Source organism: Pseudomonas saxonica, from assembly GCF_007858365.1.
Classification (GTDB): domain Bacteria; phylum Pseudomonadota; class Gammaproteobacteria; order Pseudomonadales; family Pseudomonadaceae; genus Aquipseudomonas; species Aquipseudomonas saxonica.
Genome location: NZ_VFIO01000007.1, coordinates 123,759 through 140,972, shown reverse-complemented (window position 1 = coordinate 140,972; position 17,214 = coordinate 123,759). Strand labels below are relative to the sequence as shown.

The 17,214-nt window shown below is 61.6% G+C and carries 4 protein-coding genes; 3 read left to right on the top strand and 1 reads right to left on the bottom strand.

Annotated elements, in window-relative coordinates; all coding sequences use genetic code 11:
• Positions 1–160: 160 nt before the first annotated feature.
• The 3 genes from dsbD to dsbG are packed head-to-tail and all read left to right on the top strand — an operon-like array spanning position 161 to position 3,501.
• Positions 161–1,900: a protein-disulfide reductase DsbD gene (dsbD, locus tag FJD38_RS17280; RefSeq protein WP_146386512.1), complete on the top strand. Its 1,740-nt coding sequence runs from the start codon at positions 161–163 to the stop codon at positions 1,898–1,900.
• Positions 1,901–2,746: a TlpA disulfide reductase family protein gene (locus tag FJD38_RS17275; RefSeq protein WP_122785660.1), complete on the top strand. Its 846-nt coding sequence runs from the start codon at positions 1,901–1,903 to the stop codon at positions 2,744–2,746.
• Positions 2,725–3,501, top strand: a complete 777-nt coding sequence (gene dsbG / locus FJD38_RS17270) for a thiol:disulfide interchange protein DsbG (protein ID WP_146386510.1) — start codon at positions 2,725–2,727, stop codon at positions 3,499–3,501. The genes FJD38_RS17275 and dsbG overlap by 22 nt, the downstream gene beginning before the upstream one ends.
• Before the next feature lie 667 nt (positions 3,502–4,168).
• Here dsbG and FJD38_RS17265 read toward each other — a convergent pair.
• The gene (locus FJD38_RS17265) at positions 4,169–17,179 is read right to left on the bottom strand and encodes a non-ribosomal peptide synthetase (protein ID WP_146386508.1); all 13,011 of its coding nucleotides are present in this window, start codon (positions 17,177–17,179) and stop codon (positions 4,169–4,171) included.
• Positions 17,180–17,214: the final 35 nt, after the last annotated feature.

Sequence of the window (17,214 nt, the reverse complement as noted above, 5' to 3'; positions counted from 1 at the left end):
GATACCCGCGTAAATGGCCCGATTAAAAGGCGATGGGATTAAGGGCAGATTATGCCGCCAATAGTCCGATAGTAGGACAGCGGACGCGTCAGGGGTTAATGATCGGTTAATCGCTGGCTTGCACTGTGGCCGCACTTGTTTTTGTTTAAGGTTGTTAAACATGCGTGTGTTGTTGACCTTGCTGCTGGTATGCCTGGCCAGCCTGGCCCATGCCGGGAGCGCGGGCGACCCCTTCGGCCAGCCAGATTTCCTGCCCGTCAAGAAAGCCTTTGTGTTCACCTCCCAAGCGCTTCCTTCGGGCGAAACCCGCCTGCACTGGAAAATCGCCGATAGCTACTACCTCTATAAGAAGCGTTTCAAGTTCGACGGCCTGGATCCGGCCCATCAGCCTGAGTTGCCCCAAGGGCTTGAGCACAGTGATGAGTTCTTTGGCGCTACACAGGTGTATCGCGATCAGGTTGAAGTGTTGATTCCGGCCGGCGCCAGCGGTGAGGTCAAGGTCAGCTGGCAAGGCTGTGCGGATGCCGGCCTGTGTTACCCGCCGCAAACTCAAGTGGTGGATCTGGGCGGCACGCAGGCCGGAGCTGCCACCGGGCAGGCGCAAGACCAGTCGCTGGCGTCCAGCTTGCAGCAACGCTCGCTGGGCTGGAGTTTATTGCTGTTCTTCGGCTTGGGCCTGTTGCTTGCCTTCACCCCCTGCACCCTGCCGATGTTGCCTATCCTGGCCGGCCTGGTGGTCGGTAGCGGTGCCAGCGCCGGTCGTGGTTTTGCCGTCGCGGGCAGTTACGTGGTGAGCATGGCATTAGTGTATGCAGGGCTTGGCGTGCTGGCCGCGATGCTGGGTGCCAACCTGCAAGCCATGTTGCAACAACCCTGGCTGCTGGGCAGTTTCGCGGCGCTTTTCGTGGTGCTGGCCCTGCCGATGTTTGGCTTTTTTGAGCTGCAATTACCCTCTGCCCTGCGTGACCGCCTTGAAACGGCCAGCCGCGGACGCAAGGGCGGCAGCTTGCTGGGCGCGGGTATTCTCGGCGCGCTGTCCGGTTTGCTGGTCGGCCCGTGCATGACCGCGCCATTGGCTGGTGCCCTGCTGTTTATTGCCCAGAGCGGCAATGCGCTGCAAGGCGCTCTGGTGTTATTCGTCATGGGCGTCGGGATTGGCGTGCCGCTGTTACTGCTGGTGACGGTGGGCAGTCGCTTCCTGCCCAAGCCCGGCGCGTGGATGGACTTGATGAAAGGTCTGTTCGGTTTCCTGTTTCTGGGCACTGCCTTGCTGTTGGTGCGCCCGGTGCTCGATGAGTCGCTGTGGGTCGGTTTGTGGGGCGTATTGCTACTGGTACTGGCCAACAGCCTATGGCAACAATCGACTCAATTTTTGCGCGCCAGCCCCCTGTTTAGACCGCTGAGTTTGCTGGCGGGTCTGTGGGGCGGCCTCTTAGTGGTAGGCGCGGCCGGTGGCAGCGCCGATGTCTGGCAACCGTTGCAGGTGTACACCGCCAAAACAGTCGCGGGCAGCAACGCAGCAACGGCCCACGATGCGTTTATCACCGTCAACGACCCTGCCAGCCTTGAGCGCGAGTTGAACACCGCCAAGGCGCAGGGCCAATGGGTACTGCTCGATTATTACGCCGACTGGTGCGTGTCATGCAAAGTCATGGAGAAACAGGTCTTTGGTCAACCGCAGGTGATGGACGCTTTGCAGGGTGTACGCCTGTTGCGTCTTGACGTGACCACCGATACTGTCGCCAGCCGCGAATTGCTCAGCCGTTATCAGGTGCCAGGGCCACCGAGTTTTATCTGGATCGGCCCCAACGGCGTTGAGCGTCGCGCGCAGCGGATTACGGGCGAAGTCAACGCCCAGACCTTTTTGAATAACTGGAACGCCACCCGGGAACGCCTCTGAATGCTGACACTGACCATCGGTTCGTTTGCGCTGGCAATCAACCATTTGCTGATGATACTGGCCCTCGCTCTGGCGACGCTGGTGGGCTGGCGAGTGGCCAAACGCGGCGGCGATAATCCGGAGTCAGTGCTATTCGGGCTGTTTATGCTCGGGTTAGTGGTTGCCCGCTGCGCTTTTGTTATCGCGTACTGGCACTTGCTCAAGGATGACCTGCTGCAAGTGCTCGACGTGCGAGACGGCGGTTTCCTGCTGTGGCCCGGATTGATCGCGGTGGTCGTGGGTGCGCTGATCATCGGCTGGCGTCGTCCGGGACTGCGCCGCCCACTGAGCTGGGGCCTGATCAGCGGCCTGGCGTTCTGGCTGCTGGCAACCTTCTCTTCCAGCCTCTATGAACAGGGTACGCAAATGCCGGAAATGGTATTGCGTGACGCCAATGGCGAGTCCGTGGAACTGAGCAGTTATCAGGGCGGCCCGTTGGTGATCAATTTGTGGGCAACCTGGTGCCCACCGTGTCGACGTGAAATGCCCGTGTTGCAAAAGGCACAGACACAGAATCAGGACATAACCTTTCTGTTCGTCAATCAGGGCGAAAGCATGCAAAGCGTCAGCACCTTCCTTGAAACACAAGGTCTGAACCTCAATAACGTGTTATTCGATAGCGGCGGCCAACTGGGCCAAAAAGTCGGCTCAATGGCCCTGCCAACCACTCTTTTCTATAGCCCGCAAGGCCGCCTTTTGAGCAGCCATCTGGGCGAATTGTCCGAAGCCAGTCTGGCCCGTGCGCTGGAAAGCTTTGACGCCCTTAATTCGAGGAATCTGCAAAAATGTTCAACCGCAAACTGCTGACCCTGGGCATCACCACCCTGCTTGGCGCGACCCTGTTGCAATCGCCGCTGCTGCACGCTGAAGAATGGCCGGCACCGATCAAAAAGATCGAAGCCAAAGGGGCAAAAATCATCGGCAGTTTCGACGCGCCGAGCGGCATGCGGGGTTACGCTGCGCAGTATCAAAACCGTGGCATGGCCTTGTACCTGACCCCGGACGGTAAAAACGTGCTGGTCGGCAACCTGTATGACGCGCAAGGCAATGACTTGAGCCTCGCTCCGTTGCAAAAGCTGGTGTACGAGCCAATGGCCAAGCAAGTCTGGGGTGAAATGGAGAAGAGCAACTGGATCGCGGACGGCAAGAAAGATGCACCGCGTATCGTCTACTTGTTCAGCGACCCGAACTGCCCTTACTGCAACATGTTCTGGGAGCAAGCGCGCCCTTGGGTCGATTCAGGCAAAGTGCAATTGCGCCACATTATGGTCGGCATCATCCGCGAAGACAGCCCGGCCAAATCCGCCGCGTTGCTGGCCGCCAAAGACCCGCAGCAAGCGCTGCATGACCATGAGAAAGCCGGCAAGGCCAGCACACTCAAGGCCCTGGACAAAATTCCGGCCGACGTTCAGGCCAAGCTGGACGCCAATGCGCAGTTGATGACCGAACTGAATGTGGCCGCGACCCCGGCGATTTTCTATCTGGATGAAAACGGCAACTTGCAGCAACAGCAAGGTGCGCCATCGCCGGATAAATTGGTGAAGATTTTGGGGCCCAAGTAAGGGTAAAGCGAAGATCAAAGCGAAGAGCACCCTCACCCTAACCCTCTCCCAAAGGGAGAGGGGACTGATTGGGGGATGTTGACTATCGGCTTCAACCTCAACGCCAAGCGCTGAATCCAAAACCACCCCAATCAAGCCCCCTCTCCCTTCGGGAGAGGGCTGGGGTGAGGGGCTGCTGACTATCGGCTTCAACCTCAACGCCAAGCGCTGAACCCCAAACCACCCCAATCAAGCTCCCTCTCCCTATGGGAGAGGGTTGGGGTGAGGGGCTGCTGACTATCAGCCTCATCCTCAACGCCAAGCGCTGAATCCAAAACCACCCCCAATCAAGCCCCCTCTCCCTCCGGGAGAGGGTTGGGGTGAGGGGCTGCTGACTATCAGCCTCAACCTCAACGCCAAGCGCTGAACCCGAAACCACCCCCAATCAAGCCCCCTCTCCCTCCGGGAGAGGGTTGGGGTGAGGGGCTGTGACTATCGGCTTCAACCTCAAAGCCAAGCGCCGAATCCCAAACCACCCCCAATCAAGCCCCCTCTCCCTCCGGGAGAGGGTTGGGGTGAGGGGCTGCTGACTATCAGCCTCAACCTCAACGCCAAGCGCTGAATCCCAATCCACCCCAATCAAGCCCCCTCTCCCTCCGGGAGAGGGTTGGGGTGAGGGGCGGTTGATTTACAACCCTTCCAGCTCCGCCATCAGATCACTCAGGCGATCGACCTTCTCCTCGTTGATTTCGCTGCTTTCCAGCCCTTCGATATAAAGCGCCAATTGTTCGACACAGCTGCACTCAAACATCGCCCGCAGCGGCACGTTGCGTTGCAATACCTTTTGCACCCGTGACGCGATTTGCGTGGCCAGTAAAGAGTGTCCGCCCAGTTCAAAAAAGTTGTCCCTCACCCCCACTCGCTCGACGTTCAATACGTCCGACCAGATGTCAGCCAAGGTCTGTTCCAGCGGCGAACGCGGCGCCAGATAGTCGTCACGTTGCTGTTGACCGATTTCTATCAACGGCAACGCCCGGCGATCCAGCTTGCCATTGGCGTTCAGCGGTAAACGCGCCAGCCACTGCCAATGCAAGGGCACCATGTACTCCGGCAGCTCAGCGCGCAGCCGCTGCTTGATGTGCTCCAGGCACTCGCTCTGACCCGGATCAGCGACCGCCGCCACCAGATAACCCACCAGGTACTTGCCGTTTGGCCCCTGCTGCACGCTGACCGCGGCATCACGTACCCACGGATGATCGTGCAGGCGCGCTTCAATTTCCCCCAGCTCGATCCGGTAACCGCGAATCTTGACCTGATGGTCGATGCGTCCGACGTACTCCAGCACACCGTCCATGCGGCGCCGCGCCAGATCGCCAGTGCGATACAAACGCTCACCCGGTGCGCCGAAAGGATGCGGCACAAAGGCGCTCGCAGTACGCAGCGGGTCACTGACATAACCCCGGCCCACGCCAGTGCCAGCGACACACAACTCCCCTGTCGCACCCAGCGGCACCAGTTGCAATGCCTCATCGAGCACGTACAAACGGTTGTTGTCAGTGGGCGTGCCAATGGGCAAATAACTGCCTTGGGTCGACGCTTTATCAACCAGGAAGAACGCCACGTCATCGGAGCACTCTGCCGGGCCATAGGCATTCACCAGTCCCATCTGCGGGTAGCGCAGCAGCCATTGCTGGGCCAGTTCGGGCGGCATCGCTTCGCCGGTAGGCAGCAACCAGCGCAGACCGTCGAGTGGCACGGTGTCTTCTGCCAGCATGCCCTGAATCAGGGACGGCACACTTTCCAGCACGCTGATACCGTGGGCATTGACGTGTGCCAACAAGGCCTGCGGATCATGGGCCAGGGCGTTGGGCACGATGTTGACGCTGGCACCGAACAAGGGCGCAGCAAGGAACTGCCACACCGAAATATCAAAACTTTGCGACGCCGTCTGCGCGATCACATCCCGCTCGCTGAGGTGCAGGTAAGGCACTTTGCTCAACTGGTTATTGAGCATGCCGCGCTGTTCGACCATGACCCCTTTGGGCAGGCCGGTAGAACCGGAGGTGTAGATCACATACGCCAGATTGTCCGGCTGGCTATACACCTGCGGATCGTGCTCGGCCAGCGTCTGGTCTTGTACCTCTTCCCAGACCAGCAAACGCGGACGGTTCGCGCAACCCGACTCATCCAGCAAGGCCTGGGCCTGCTCGCGGTAAGCCGCCGTACACACCAGCAATGGCGTGCGGCTCAATTCGATGATGCGGCTCAACCGCGCTTCAGGCAGGCCCGGGTCGAGCGGCAAGTAAGCCGCCCCGGCCTTGAAGCTGCCGATGATCATGCCCAGCAGTTCCAGGCCGCGCTCGGCCAGCAGCGCGACCGGCTGATCCGCTTTGATATCCGCGCCAAGCAAGGCATGGCCCAGTCGGTTGCTGCGCTGGTTGAGGTCGGCATAGCACCACTGCTGATCCAGACAGCGGGCTACCGTTCGTTGTGGGTGCGCCGCCACCTGCGCTTCAAACAGCTCGATATAACTTTGCTGCAACGGATAGTGGCGCTGGCTCTGGTTGCACCCGTCGAGCAAGAAGTGCCGCTCGGCTTCGCCCAACAAGGGCAGTTCAGCCATGTCGCCTTCGATGCCTGCCATCAAGGCCAGCAACAGGCGTTTGAACTCGGCCAGCAAACGCTCGACGCTGTCGTGCTCGAAGAAGCGCTGGTCATACGACAGGTGCAGACCCAGGTCATCGCCGGGGTAACACACCGCCGTCAACGGGAAGTTGGTGTGCGTGCGCCCCGAATCCGAAGTCGCGTTCAGGTGCTGGGCACGGTCCATCACCGAGATGTCCACGGGTGCGTTTTCAAACACAAACAGGCTGTCGAACAGCGGCTGCCCCTTGGGCAGCTCACTGCGCTCCTGAATCGTCACCAACGGCACGTATTCGTATTCGCGCAGCTCCATATTGTGTTCGAGCAACCCGCTCAGCCATTGCCGAACCCCCAGCGCCTGACCGTCTGCGGGCATTTTCACGCGCAGGGCCACACTGTTGATAAACAAGCCAACGGTCTGTTGCATCTGTGGCAACTCGACCGGCCGCCCGGCCACGGTGACGCCGAACAGCACATCGCGCTCGCCGCTGAAACGGCGCAGTACCAAGGCCCACGCTGCTTGCGCGAAGGTGTTGATGGTCAGCTTGTGCTGCTGGGCCAGCTCCCGCAGGCGCACGCCGTCTTGCACCTCAAGCCGGGTGTAGCAGTCACCCACCCGCATGCCGCCGCTGTCACCCGCGTGTTCACGCAGGAACGGACGGTCGCTGGGGATGTAGGTGGTCTGCTCGAAACCCTGCAAGTTGCGCTGCCACCAGGCATTGGCCTGTTGCAAATCCTGATGTTGCAGCCAGCCAATGTAGTCGCGATAGCGCGGCGGCGCGGCCAGTTGCGCGGCGCGTTGCTCGCCCAGCGCGCTGTAGATTTCGAAGAAGTCACTCATCAGCAACGAGCGGCACCAGGCATCAATCAGAATGTGGTGGTTGCTCATCATGAACCAGTAACGGGCTTCATCGACACGGATCAAGCGCAGGTGGAACGGTGCCTGATTGAGCAAATCAAAGCCGGCTTCGCGCTCCTCCTTGAGCAACGCTTGCAGACGTGGCTCGTGGCTGTCCTGTGGCTCGCCACGCCAGTCAAGGAAGTCGATGGCGGCGGCACCGGGCCGATGGATGATTTGCAGCATCTGTTCGCCGACATTCCAGCAGAACGACGCACGCAAGGCTTCGTGACGGGCAATCACCGCCTGCCACGCCTCGGCAAACCGCTGCGGGTCGAGGTCGCTGTTGATGCGGTAGCGGTCCTGCATGAAATACAGCCCGGTGCCGGGTTCGAGCAGCGTGTGCACGAGCATGCCCTCCTGCATCGGCGTCAACGGGTAGAGGTCTTCAATCTGTTGCGCCGCCACCGGCAGCGCGTCCAGTTGCACCTGACTGAGGCTCGTCAGCGGGAAGTCGGACGGGGTCAAACCGCCCGCGTCAGCGCTCAGGCAATGCGCAATGAGTGTTTCCAACTCGCTGATATAAGCGTTGGCCAAGGTGGCGATGGTCTGCGGAGTAAAGCGCTCGGCACTGAAGGTCCAGCGCAACTGCAATTGGCCGCCATAGACCTGACCGTCAATGCTCAGCTCGTTGGGCAAAGGGGCCAGCGGGTCGTGGGCGGCTCCCGTGGCTTCATCCAACGGGCGGAACAGGGCGTCAGCGCCAAAGCTCTGGTCGAACTGGCCGAGGTAGTTGAACGTCACCGCCGCTCCTGGCAGATCCGCCAGCGCCTGACGGGTGGGGCTATCGGTCAGGTAACGCAACACGCCGTAGCCCAGCCCTTTGTGCGGGATGCTGCGCAGTTGTTCTTTGATGGCCTTGATCGAAGCGCCCTGCCCGCCTTCTGCCTGCGGGGTCAGGCGCAGCGGGTAGGCACTGGTAAACCAGCCCACGGTGCGGCTCAGGTCGATGTCGTCAAACAGCGTTTCGCGGCCGTGGCCTTCGAGCTGGATCAACGCCGAAGGCTGCCCGGTCCAGCGACACAATACCCGCGCCAGAGCGGTCAATAACAGGTCATTGACCTGAGTGCGGTAAGCGCTGGGTGCTTGCTGCAACAGTTGCGTGGTGCGTTCAGCGTCCAGGTGCACGCTGACGGTATGGCCATGGCGATTTTGCCCGCCGCCGTGCGGGTTGTCACACGGCAAGTTCACCGGCGACCCGCTGAGTTGTTGTTGCCACAGGCTGAGTTCTTCGCGCAGGGAATCGCTGCTGGCATAGGCCTGCAACCGCGTGGTCCAGGCCCGCAAGGCGCTGGTCTTGCCCGGCAATGACGGCGGTTGCTGCTGCGCCAGTTGGCGATAAAGGGTTTGCAGGTCTTCGAGCAATACGCGCCAGGACACGCCGTCGACCGCCAAGTGATGGATCACCAACAACAAGCGTTGCTGACCCTGCGGGGCGTCTACCAGCACTGCACGTACCAGCGCGCCTTGCTGCTCATCGAGGCTGCGCTGGGCCTGCTCGAACAGGTCGAGGCTGTGTTGCAGATCCGTCACGGTGGCGTGGCTCAGCACGTTGCCTGCCCCATCCGCGCGGTAGTCGGCGCGCCATTGGCCGCCCACCTGATGGAAGCTCATGCGCAAGGCGTCGTGCTGCTGCAGCAAGGCGTTCAGTGCTTGCTCCAGCAGCGGAGCCTCCAGACGTTGCACAGGTTCGAGCAACAGGGTCTGGTTCCAGTGATGACGCTGCGGTATGGCTGTTTCAAAGAACCAGTGCTGGATCGGCGTCAGGCCGACCTCGCCGGTGAGTACCCCCTGTTCAGCGAGGGTCTGTTCGGTAAGGGTGGCGACACTTGCCAGCGCCTGCACGGTTTGATGCTGGAACAGATCACGCGGGCTGAAATGGATACCCAATTGGCGTGCGCGGCTGACCACTTGAATCGACAGAATCGAGTCGCCACCCAGCTCAAAGAAGTTATCGTCCAACCCCACCTGGCTCAGGTTCAGCACGTCACACCACACCTGCGCCAGACTCTGTTCCAGCGCATTGCTTGGGGCCACGTACTGTTGACGGTTGAGTTCAATATCGGGCGTCGGCAAGGCGCGCCGGTCCAACTTGCCGTTGGCGGTCAGCGGCATGCTGGCCAGCAACACCAGATGGGTCGGCACCATGTAGTCGGGCAGCTGGGTTTTGAGCTGACGCTTGAGGTCATCGCGCAAGGCTGCTTGCGCCTGCTCGTCGTGCTGCGCCGCGCTGCACACCAGGTACGCGGCCAATTGCTTGCCCCCGGGCATGTCCAGCGCCAGCACCACCGCTTCGCGCACCGCAGGGTGATCGAGCAGGCGGTTTTCGATTTCCCCCAGCTCGATACGGAAACCGCGAATTTTCACTTGATGGTCGATGCGTCCGACATATTCGACCAGCCCGTCAACACGCTGGCGTACCAGATCGCCGGTGCGGTACAGGCGCCCGCCGTTGCCGGCAAACGGGTCGGCGACAAAACGTTCGGCGGTCAGACCGGCACGCTGGTGATAGCCCTGAGCCAGACCGGCGCCACCGATGTACAACTCACCGACAGCCCCTTGCGGCACCAGCGCCAGGCCGGCATCGAGGATATACGCGACCCGGGCACCAATGACCTGTCCGATGGGCACACTGGTGGCGCCATCTTCCAGTTGTGCCGGGGCCAGACTGGCCAGCGGCATGACCACGGTTTCGGTCGGCCCGTAGGCGTTGAAAAACACCTCGGGGCTGAACGCGGCGCGAATGCGCTGCAAATGCTCCCCGGTGAGCGCTTCACCGCCGGTGATGCACATGCGCACGGGCAAGGTCTGCTCGCGACTGGCCAACCATTGCGCCAACTGGCTGCCATAGCTGGGCGTAAAGCCCAGAATGCTGACCTGTTGCTCGTCGATCAATTGGCAGATTTGCTCGGCATCCCATTGCCCTTGGGCTCGCAGCACCACCCGCGCGCCGCACAGTAAAGGCGCCAGCAAGCGCTCGGTGGCGGCGTCAAAATTGATCGAGTAAAAATGCAATTCGCAGTCATCGCTACGCATGCCGAAGCGCTCAATCACAGCTCGGCAATGCATGGCAATTTCGCCGTGGGACACCATCACGCCTTTCGGCTGCCCGGTAGAACCCGAGGTGTAAATCAGGTACGCCTGATGCTGTGCCAGGCTGATAAACGGCACTTCGCCGGTCGGGTAAGCGGCCAAGGTTTCTCGATCATCTTCAAGACAGCCGCGCACCACGCCAGCAGGCAACTCGCCCAAGGCTTCGAACAATGCGCGATGGCTTAGCAGCACGCCAATACCGCTGTCTTCGATCATGTAATGCAGGCGTTCGAGCGGGTACTCCGGGTCCAGCGGCACATAGGCGCCACCGGCCTTGAGGATCGCCAGCAGGCCGATCACCATGTCCAGCGAGCGCTCCAGCGCCAGCCCCACGCGCACCTGCGGGCCGACACCGCGTTCACGCAGCATCCAGGCCATCTGATTCGCGCGGCGGTCAAGCTCGCCGTAGCTCAGGTGCTGCCCGGCAAAAGTCAGGGCGATGGCGTCAGGGTCTGCCTGCGCTTGGTCGGCAAACAGACGGTGAATGCACAGGTCAAGGTCATGCCCGGCCGCAGATGGCGCCAGCCCGTCAAGCAAGCGCTGTTGCTCGGCGTCTCCCAATAACGGCAATTCACTGAGGCGTTGTTGCGGGTCGCCCAGCAAGGCTTCCAGCAGATTGCGCCAATGCTCGGCCATGCGCGCAATGCGCGGTTGGTCAAACAAGTCGGTGCTGTAGGTCAGGCAACAGCCCAGGCGATGGTCGAGGTCGGTGACTTCCAGATTGAGGTCGAACTTGGTCGCCCGCGCATCGTTGGGCAGAAACTCGACGGTCATGCCCGCCAACTGGCGGCTTTGCTGGAACTCCCAGCGCTGCACGTTGCACATCACTTGAAACAACGGGTTGTACGCGGCACTGCGCGGCGGTTGCAGCGCGTCGACCAGATGATCAAACGGCAAGTCCTGATGGGACTGGCCCTCGATCACGGTATTGCGCACTTGCTCGAACAGGTCGGCAACACGCATCTGCCCGTCCAGCTCACAGCGCAGCACCTGGGTGTTGAGGAAGGCACCGATCAGCCCTTCGCTTTCCGGGCGAATGCGGTTAGCCACGGGGGCACCGATGCGCAAATCGTTCTGACCGCTGTAGCGATGCAGCAGCACCGCCAATGTCGCGGTCATGGTCATAAACAGGGTCAGGCCGTGCTGGGCATTGAACGCCCGCACGCGCGCGGCCAGGTCATCGCTGAGGTCGAAACGGTACAGTTCACCCTTGTGGCTTTGCACCGACGGCCGTGGTCGGTCGGCGGGCAGCTCCAATAGCGGATGTTCGTTGCCCAGTTTTGCCATCCAGTAATCGAGCTGACGCTGACGCTCGCCCGACTCCAGCCACTGACGCTGCCACACGCTGTAGTCCAGGTATTGCACAGCCAGCGGGGCCAGCGGCGACTGGCGATCATCCAGAAAGGCTTCGTACAGTTCGGCCAGTTCGCGGGCGAAGATGTCCATCGCCCACCCTTCGGTGACGATGTGGTGCAAGGTCAGTACAAAGTAATGCTCACGCTCGCCCGCCTTGACCATGCAGGCGCGCAGCAACGGCCCGCTCTCAAGATCAAATGGCTGGTGCGCTTCGTGATCGGCCAGCGCGTGCAGGCGCTGCTGACGGGTCTGCTCGTCGAGGCTGCTCAAGTCCAGCCAGGCCATGTCCACACCGGTTTGGGCCTGGACGGTTTGACAGGCCACGCCGTCCACACTCGGAAAGGTGGTGCGCAGGGTTTCATGGCGCAGCAGCAGGGCTTGCAAGGCCGCCTCGAAGCGCCCGACATCCAGCAGGCCTTTGAGGCGCGCCATGCCACCGACGTTGTAGGCCGGGCTGTCGGGCTCCATTTTCCAGAGAAACCACATGCGCTGCTGGGAGTAGGACAAGGGCACCGGCTGGCTACGGTCAACGAGGCCGATCGATTGCTGGGTGTTGCGCTGCCCCGCCGCCTGAATCTGCGCGACCTGAGCGACAAACGCGCCCAGTTCGCTGGCTTCAAACAACGTGCGCAGCCCCAGCTCCACGTCACAGGCCTGACGCACACGGGAGACGATTTGCGTGGCCAGCAAGGAGTGCCCGCCCAGGGCAAAGAAGTCATCGCGCAGGCCGATGTGCGTCTGCCCCAGCACGTTGCGCCAAATCGCGGCGATCTGTTGCTCAAGCTCGGTGGCCGGCGCCACAAACTCGCTGACCTGCCACTGCGGCTCGGGCAAGGCGCGGCGATCCAGTTTGCCACTCGGGCTCAACGGCATCGCGTCCAGACGCAGTAACTGCGCCGGCACCATGTAGTCGGGCAATTGCGCGGCCAGTGCGGCCTTGAGTTCGTTGCTCTGCGTCTCTTCGGCCAGCGTGCACTGCAGCGCTGTGTAGTAGCCGATCAGTTGTGGCCCTGCGCCAGTGTCGCGAATGACCACGGCCGCCTGTGCCACGTGTGGCAATGCCAGCAGGCACGCTTCGATTTCCTGTGGCTCGACCCGAAAGCCACGCAGTTTGACTTGCTGATCGAGCCGCCCGAGGTATTCCAGCACGCCTTCGGTGTTCCAGCGCACCCGGTCACCGGTACGGTACAGGCGCGCGCCCGGTTCGCCCAGCGGGTCGGCAATAAAGCGTTCGGCAGTCAGCCCCGGACGCGCCAGATAGCCGCGCGCAAGGCCGCTTCCGCCAATGCACAATTCGCCCGGCACACCGATGGGCAGCGGATTGAGCTCGCTGTCGAGCACCCGGCACAACACGTTGCCCAAAGGGCGGCCGATCGGTGAGCGCTCACCGTCTTCAACACGGCAATGCCAATGGGTGACATTGATCGCGGTTTCGGTCGGCCCGTAACGGTTGTGCAACTGCGCGTTCGGCAGGTGCTGCAGGACGCGATTGCGCAGCTCGGCCGGCAATGCTTCGCCGCCGCTGAACACCCGACGCAAGCTGGTGCAGTGGACGCTCTGCGGTTCATCGACGAACAGGCTTAACAAGGGCGGCACAAAGTGCAAGGTGGTCACGCCAAACTGTTGCACCAACTGCGCAATGCGCTGGGGGTCGCGATGCTCACCGGGGCCGGCCAGCACCAGACGGCAGCCGGTAATCAGCGGCCAGAAGCACTCCCACACCGACACGTCAAAACTGATCGGGGCTTTTTGCATCAGCACGTCATCGGCTTGCAGCGCGTAGGTGGTTTGCATCCATTGCAGGCGCTCGCTCAGCGCGGCGTGAGTGTTGCCCACCCCTTTGGGCTGACCAGTGGAACCGGAGGTGTAGATCACATAGGCGAGGTTATCACCGTGCAGGTGCAAACCCGGTGCGTGGCTGGGCCAGTTATCGAGCTTGAGACAGTCCATCGCAATGGCGCTGACGCTGCTCAGGTGCGGCAAGCCGTCCAGCAGGTGGCTTTGCGTCAGCAACAAGGTGGCGCCGCAGTCTTGCAGCATATAGTTCAGGCGTTCTGGCGGGTAATCCGGGTCCAGCGGCACGTAGGCACCGCCCGCCTTGAGAATGGCCAGCAAACCGATCAGCAGGTGCGGCGAACGCTCGACTGCAATGGCCACGGGTACATCCGGCCCCACGCCCTTGTCCCGCAAGTAATGCGCAAGGCGGTTGGCCTGTGTGTGCAGACTGGCAACGTCGAGGCTGCCACCGTCCCAGACCAGCGCGATGCGCTCAGGGGTCAGCTGCGCTTGCTGCTCGAGTAAGTGCGGCAGCCAGTGCTGGGCCGACTCACAGGGTGCAGCCCCCCATTGCTGCTGTTCGGTTAACTGCTGCGCGCTCATCCCTTGTAAATCACCTAGGGCCTTCTCGCTGTCCTCGCTGACTTGGCGCAACAGGCTGACAAAGTGCTCGGCCAGTCGCTCAATCGTGGCGGCCTCGAACAGTTCATCGGCGTAATCAAAGGACAGTTTCAGGCGGCCCTGATGGTCTTCTTCGCTGTGCAGTTGCAGGTCGAACTTGGCTTCGCGGCTGTGCCAATCCAGCTCATCGGCCAGCAGGCCCGGCAAGCGGCGCAAGGCGCTGAGGTCGCGCTGTTGGTGGTTGAACATGACTTGGAACAGGCCATGCTCGCGGGCCTGGGGGAACGCTTCGAGCACTTGCTCAAACGGCACGTCCTGATGGCCTTGGGCATCCAGGGTGGCCTGACGGGTTTGCGCCAGTAATTGGGTGAAAGGCAAACGGCCGTGTAACTCCGCGCGCAGCACCAGGGTATTGATGAAGAACCCGATCAGGCCGTGGGTTTCCTGACGCCCACGGTTGGCGCTGGGCACGCCGATACGAATATCGCACTGGCCCGTGTAGCGATGCAGCAATGTTTGAAAGGTCGCCAGCAGCAGCATGAAAGCGGTGCTGTCGTGGGCCTGCGCGGTCGAACGCACGGCGTCGCACAGCGCGGCATCCAGTTTCAAGCTGTAGCGTGCCGCGCTGCGCCGCTCTAGGGCGGAGCGCGGATGGTCAGTGGCTAACGAAAGTACCGGATGCTCATCGCCCAGTTGTGTTTTCCAGTAATGCAGTTGGCGCTCCGCTTCACCTTGCGCCAGCCACTGACGCTGCCAACTGCCGTAGTCGGCGTACTGCAGCGCCAGTGGCGTCAGCGCCAGCGGCTGGCCGAGGCAGGCCGCAGCGTACAACCGGGAAAACTCGTCGATCAGCACGTTCAGCGACCAGCCATCGGCAATGATGTGGTGCAGGGTCAGCAGCAGTTGGTGGTCTTCATCGTCCAGCTTGAGCAGCATGACCCTGAACAGCGAACCGTTGTCGAGATTGAATGGAACCTGTGCTTGTTCTTCACGGATCTGTTGCGCACGCAGCTCACGCTCAGGGGCTGGCAGGTCGCGAAGATCGATGACGTGCAGGTCAACCTCTGCGGCCTTGTCGACCCGTTGCAAGGCGTGCTCGTCACGCTGATAAAAGCCGGTACGCAGGCCTTCATGGCGCTCAATCAAGTGCGTGAAGCTGCTGCGCATCGCGGCTTCATTCAGCTCACCGCGCAAGCGCAACGCGCCGGGGATGGTGAAGGCGCAGCTGTCAGGGGCCAGTTGCCACAAAAACCACAGACGGTTTTGCGCCAGCGACTGTGGCAGTTCGTCCTGCCGGTTCAGGTGCGGGATATTGCCTTGGGCCAACCCGCTGTCCTGTTGCAGTGCGCCGACCTGCGCGACGAAGGCGCCGAGGGTCGGCGCTTCAAACAACAGACGCAGATTAAGTTCGAGCTTGAGTTCTTCCCGCAAGCGGGCGATCACTTGGGTGGCCACAATCGAGTTGCCGCCCAACAGGAAAAAATGGTCATCGGCGGCCACTTGCTCGACGTGCAAATGCTCGCACCAGACCCAGGCGATCAGCGCTTCCAGATCACTGGCGCGATGCTGCGCAGCGGGCAGCGAGTCCGCTGGCTGCGGGGCCGGAAATTGCGCGTAAGTGTCGAGACTGCCATCGGCCAGCCGGCTGCGGCAGGCCGAGCGCTGCAGCTTGCCGCTGGAGGTCTTGGGCAGCGCACCGGGGTTGAGCAGCACGACCACGCTCGGGGCTTGCTGGCAAGCGTCGGCCACGGCCTGGCGAATGGCAGTGATCAGCGCTTCGGCAGGCAGTATTTTTTGCACGCTGCGGCTGATTTCTGCGGCGATACCAATGCCCTCCTCACCTTTGACATTGACCGCAAAGGCCGCCACCCGGCCTTTGCGCACGACGTCAACTTCACGCTCAATGACTTTTTCAATGTCTTGGGGGTACAGGTTGTGGCCGCGTACGATCAGCAAGTCTTTCAGGCGACCGGTGATGAACAGCTCGCCGTCACGCATAAAGCCCAGATCGCCGGTTCGCAACCAGGTTTCGCCGTCACGTTTGACGAACGTTTCGGCGCTGGCCTTCGGGTTACGCCAGTAGCCGTGGGCGATGCTCGGGCCGCTGGCCCAGACTTCACCGACAAGGTTGTCTGCCAACGCGTTAAGGCTGTGCGCGTCGACAATGCGTACCGCATGTTCTGGCTGGTGGGTGCCGCAACTCATGACCGCGCAGCCTTCGCCCGGCACGATACGGTTGTTGGCCAATTCCAGTTCGTTCAGGCACAAGGCCGGGATGCCCTTGCCACGCTGCCCGCCGGCAACAAACAAGGTGGCTTCGGCCAGCCCGTAGGAGGCGAAATAGCTGTCCGGGGTAAAACCGCATGGGGCAAATTTTTCGGCAAAGCGTTCAAGTGTGTCCTGGCGGATAGGCTCGGAACCTGAATAGGCCACCCGCCAGCGGCTCAGGTCCAACCCGGCCAGAGCGGTTTCACTGACTCGTTCGCTGCACAGCCGATAGGCGAAGTCCGGGCCGCCACTGATGGTGCCGCCGTATTCACTGATGGCTTCGAGCCAACGCAGTGGGCGGGTAAGGAAATACGCCGGGGACATCAACACGCACGGCACACCGCTGAAGATAGGTTGCAGTAAACCACCGATCAGGCCCATGTCGTGGTACAGCGGCAACCAGCTGACAATCACGTCATCGGGGTTAAGGTCGATGCCGAACCCCCGGCGGATCAGCACCTCATTGGCGACCAGATTGCCGTGGGTCACTTGAACGCCTTTGGGCAAGGCGGTGGAACCCGAGGTGTATTGCAAGAAGGCCACGTCATCAGCCTGCAAGGTAACCGGTCGCCAGGCCTGCACGGCTTCGGGTTCGATTTCGTCGACACAGAGCAAGTGCGGGGCATCGGTCGCGCAGAGCTCGCTCATCTGCAACAAGGACTGGCGCAAAGTGCTACAGGTCAGCAGCAGGCGCGGTTCGGCATCGTCGAGGATCGACAGCAAACGCTCTTGGTGATGACGTTTGCTCGACTCGGGTGGATACGCCGGCACGGCGATGATGCCCGCATACAGGCAAGCAAAGAATGCCGCGACGTAGTCCGGGCCGCTGGGAAACAGCAGCACCGCCCGATCACCCACTGCCGCATGGGCCTGCAAGGCGGCGGCGATGGTACGCGCCCGAAGGTCCAGGTCATGGTAGGTGAGCACTTGGTTGGCCGCCGGGTCATCGGCCAGAAAGCGCAGCGCCTGACGATCAGGGGTCAGGGCTGCACGTTGCGCAAGGGCTTGAGCCAGAGTGCCGGGGAGTTCGAACGCGTCCATCATGGGGTTTCCTGCCTGGGGTCGGCTTGAAAGAAATT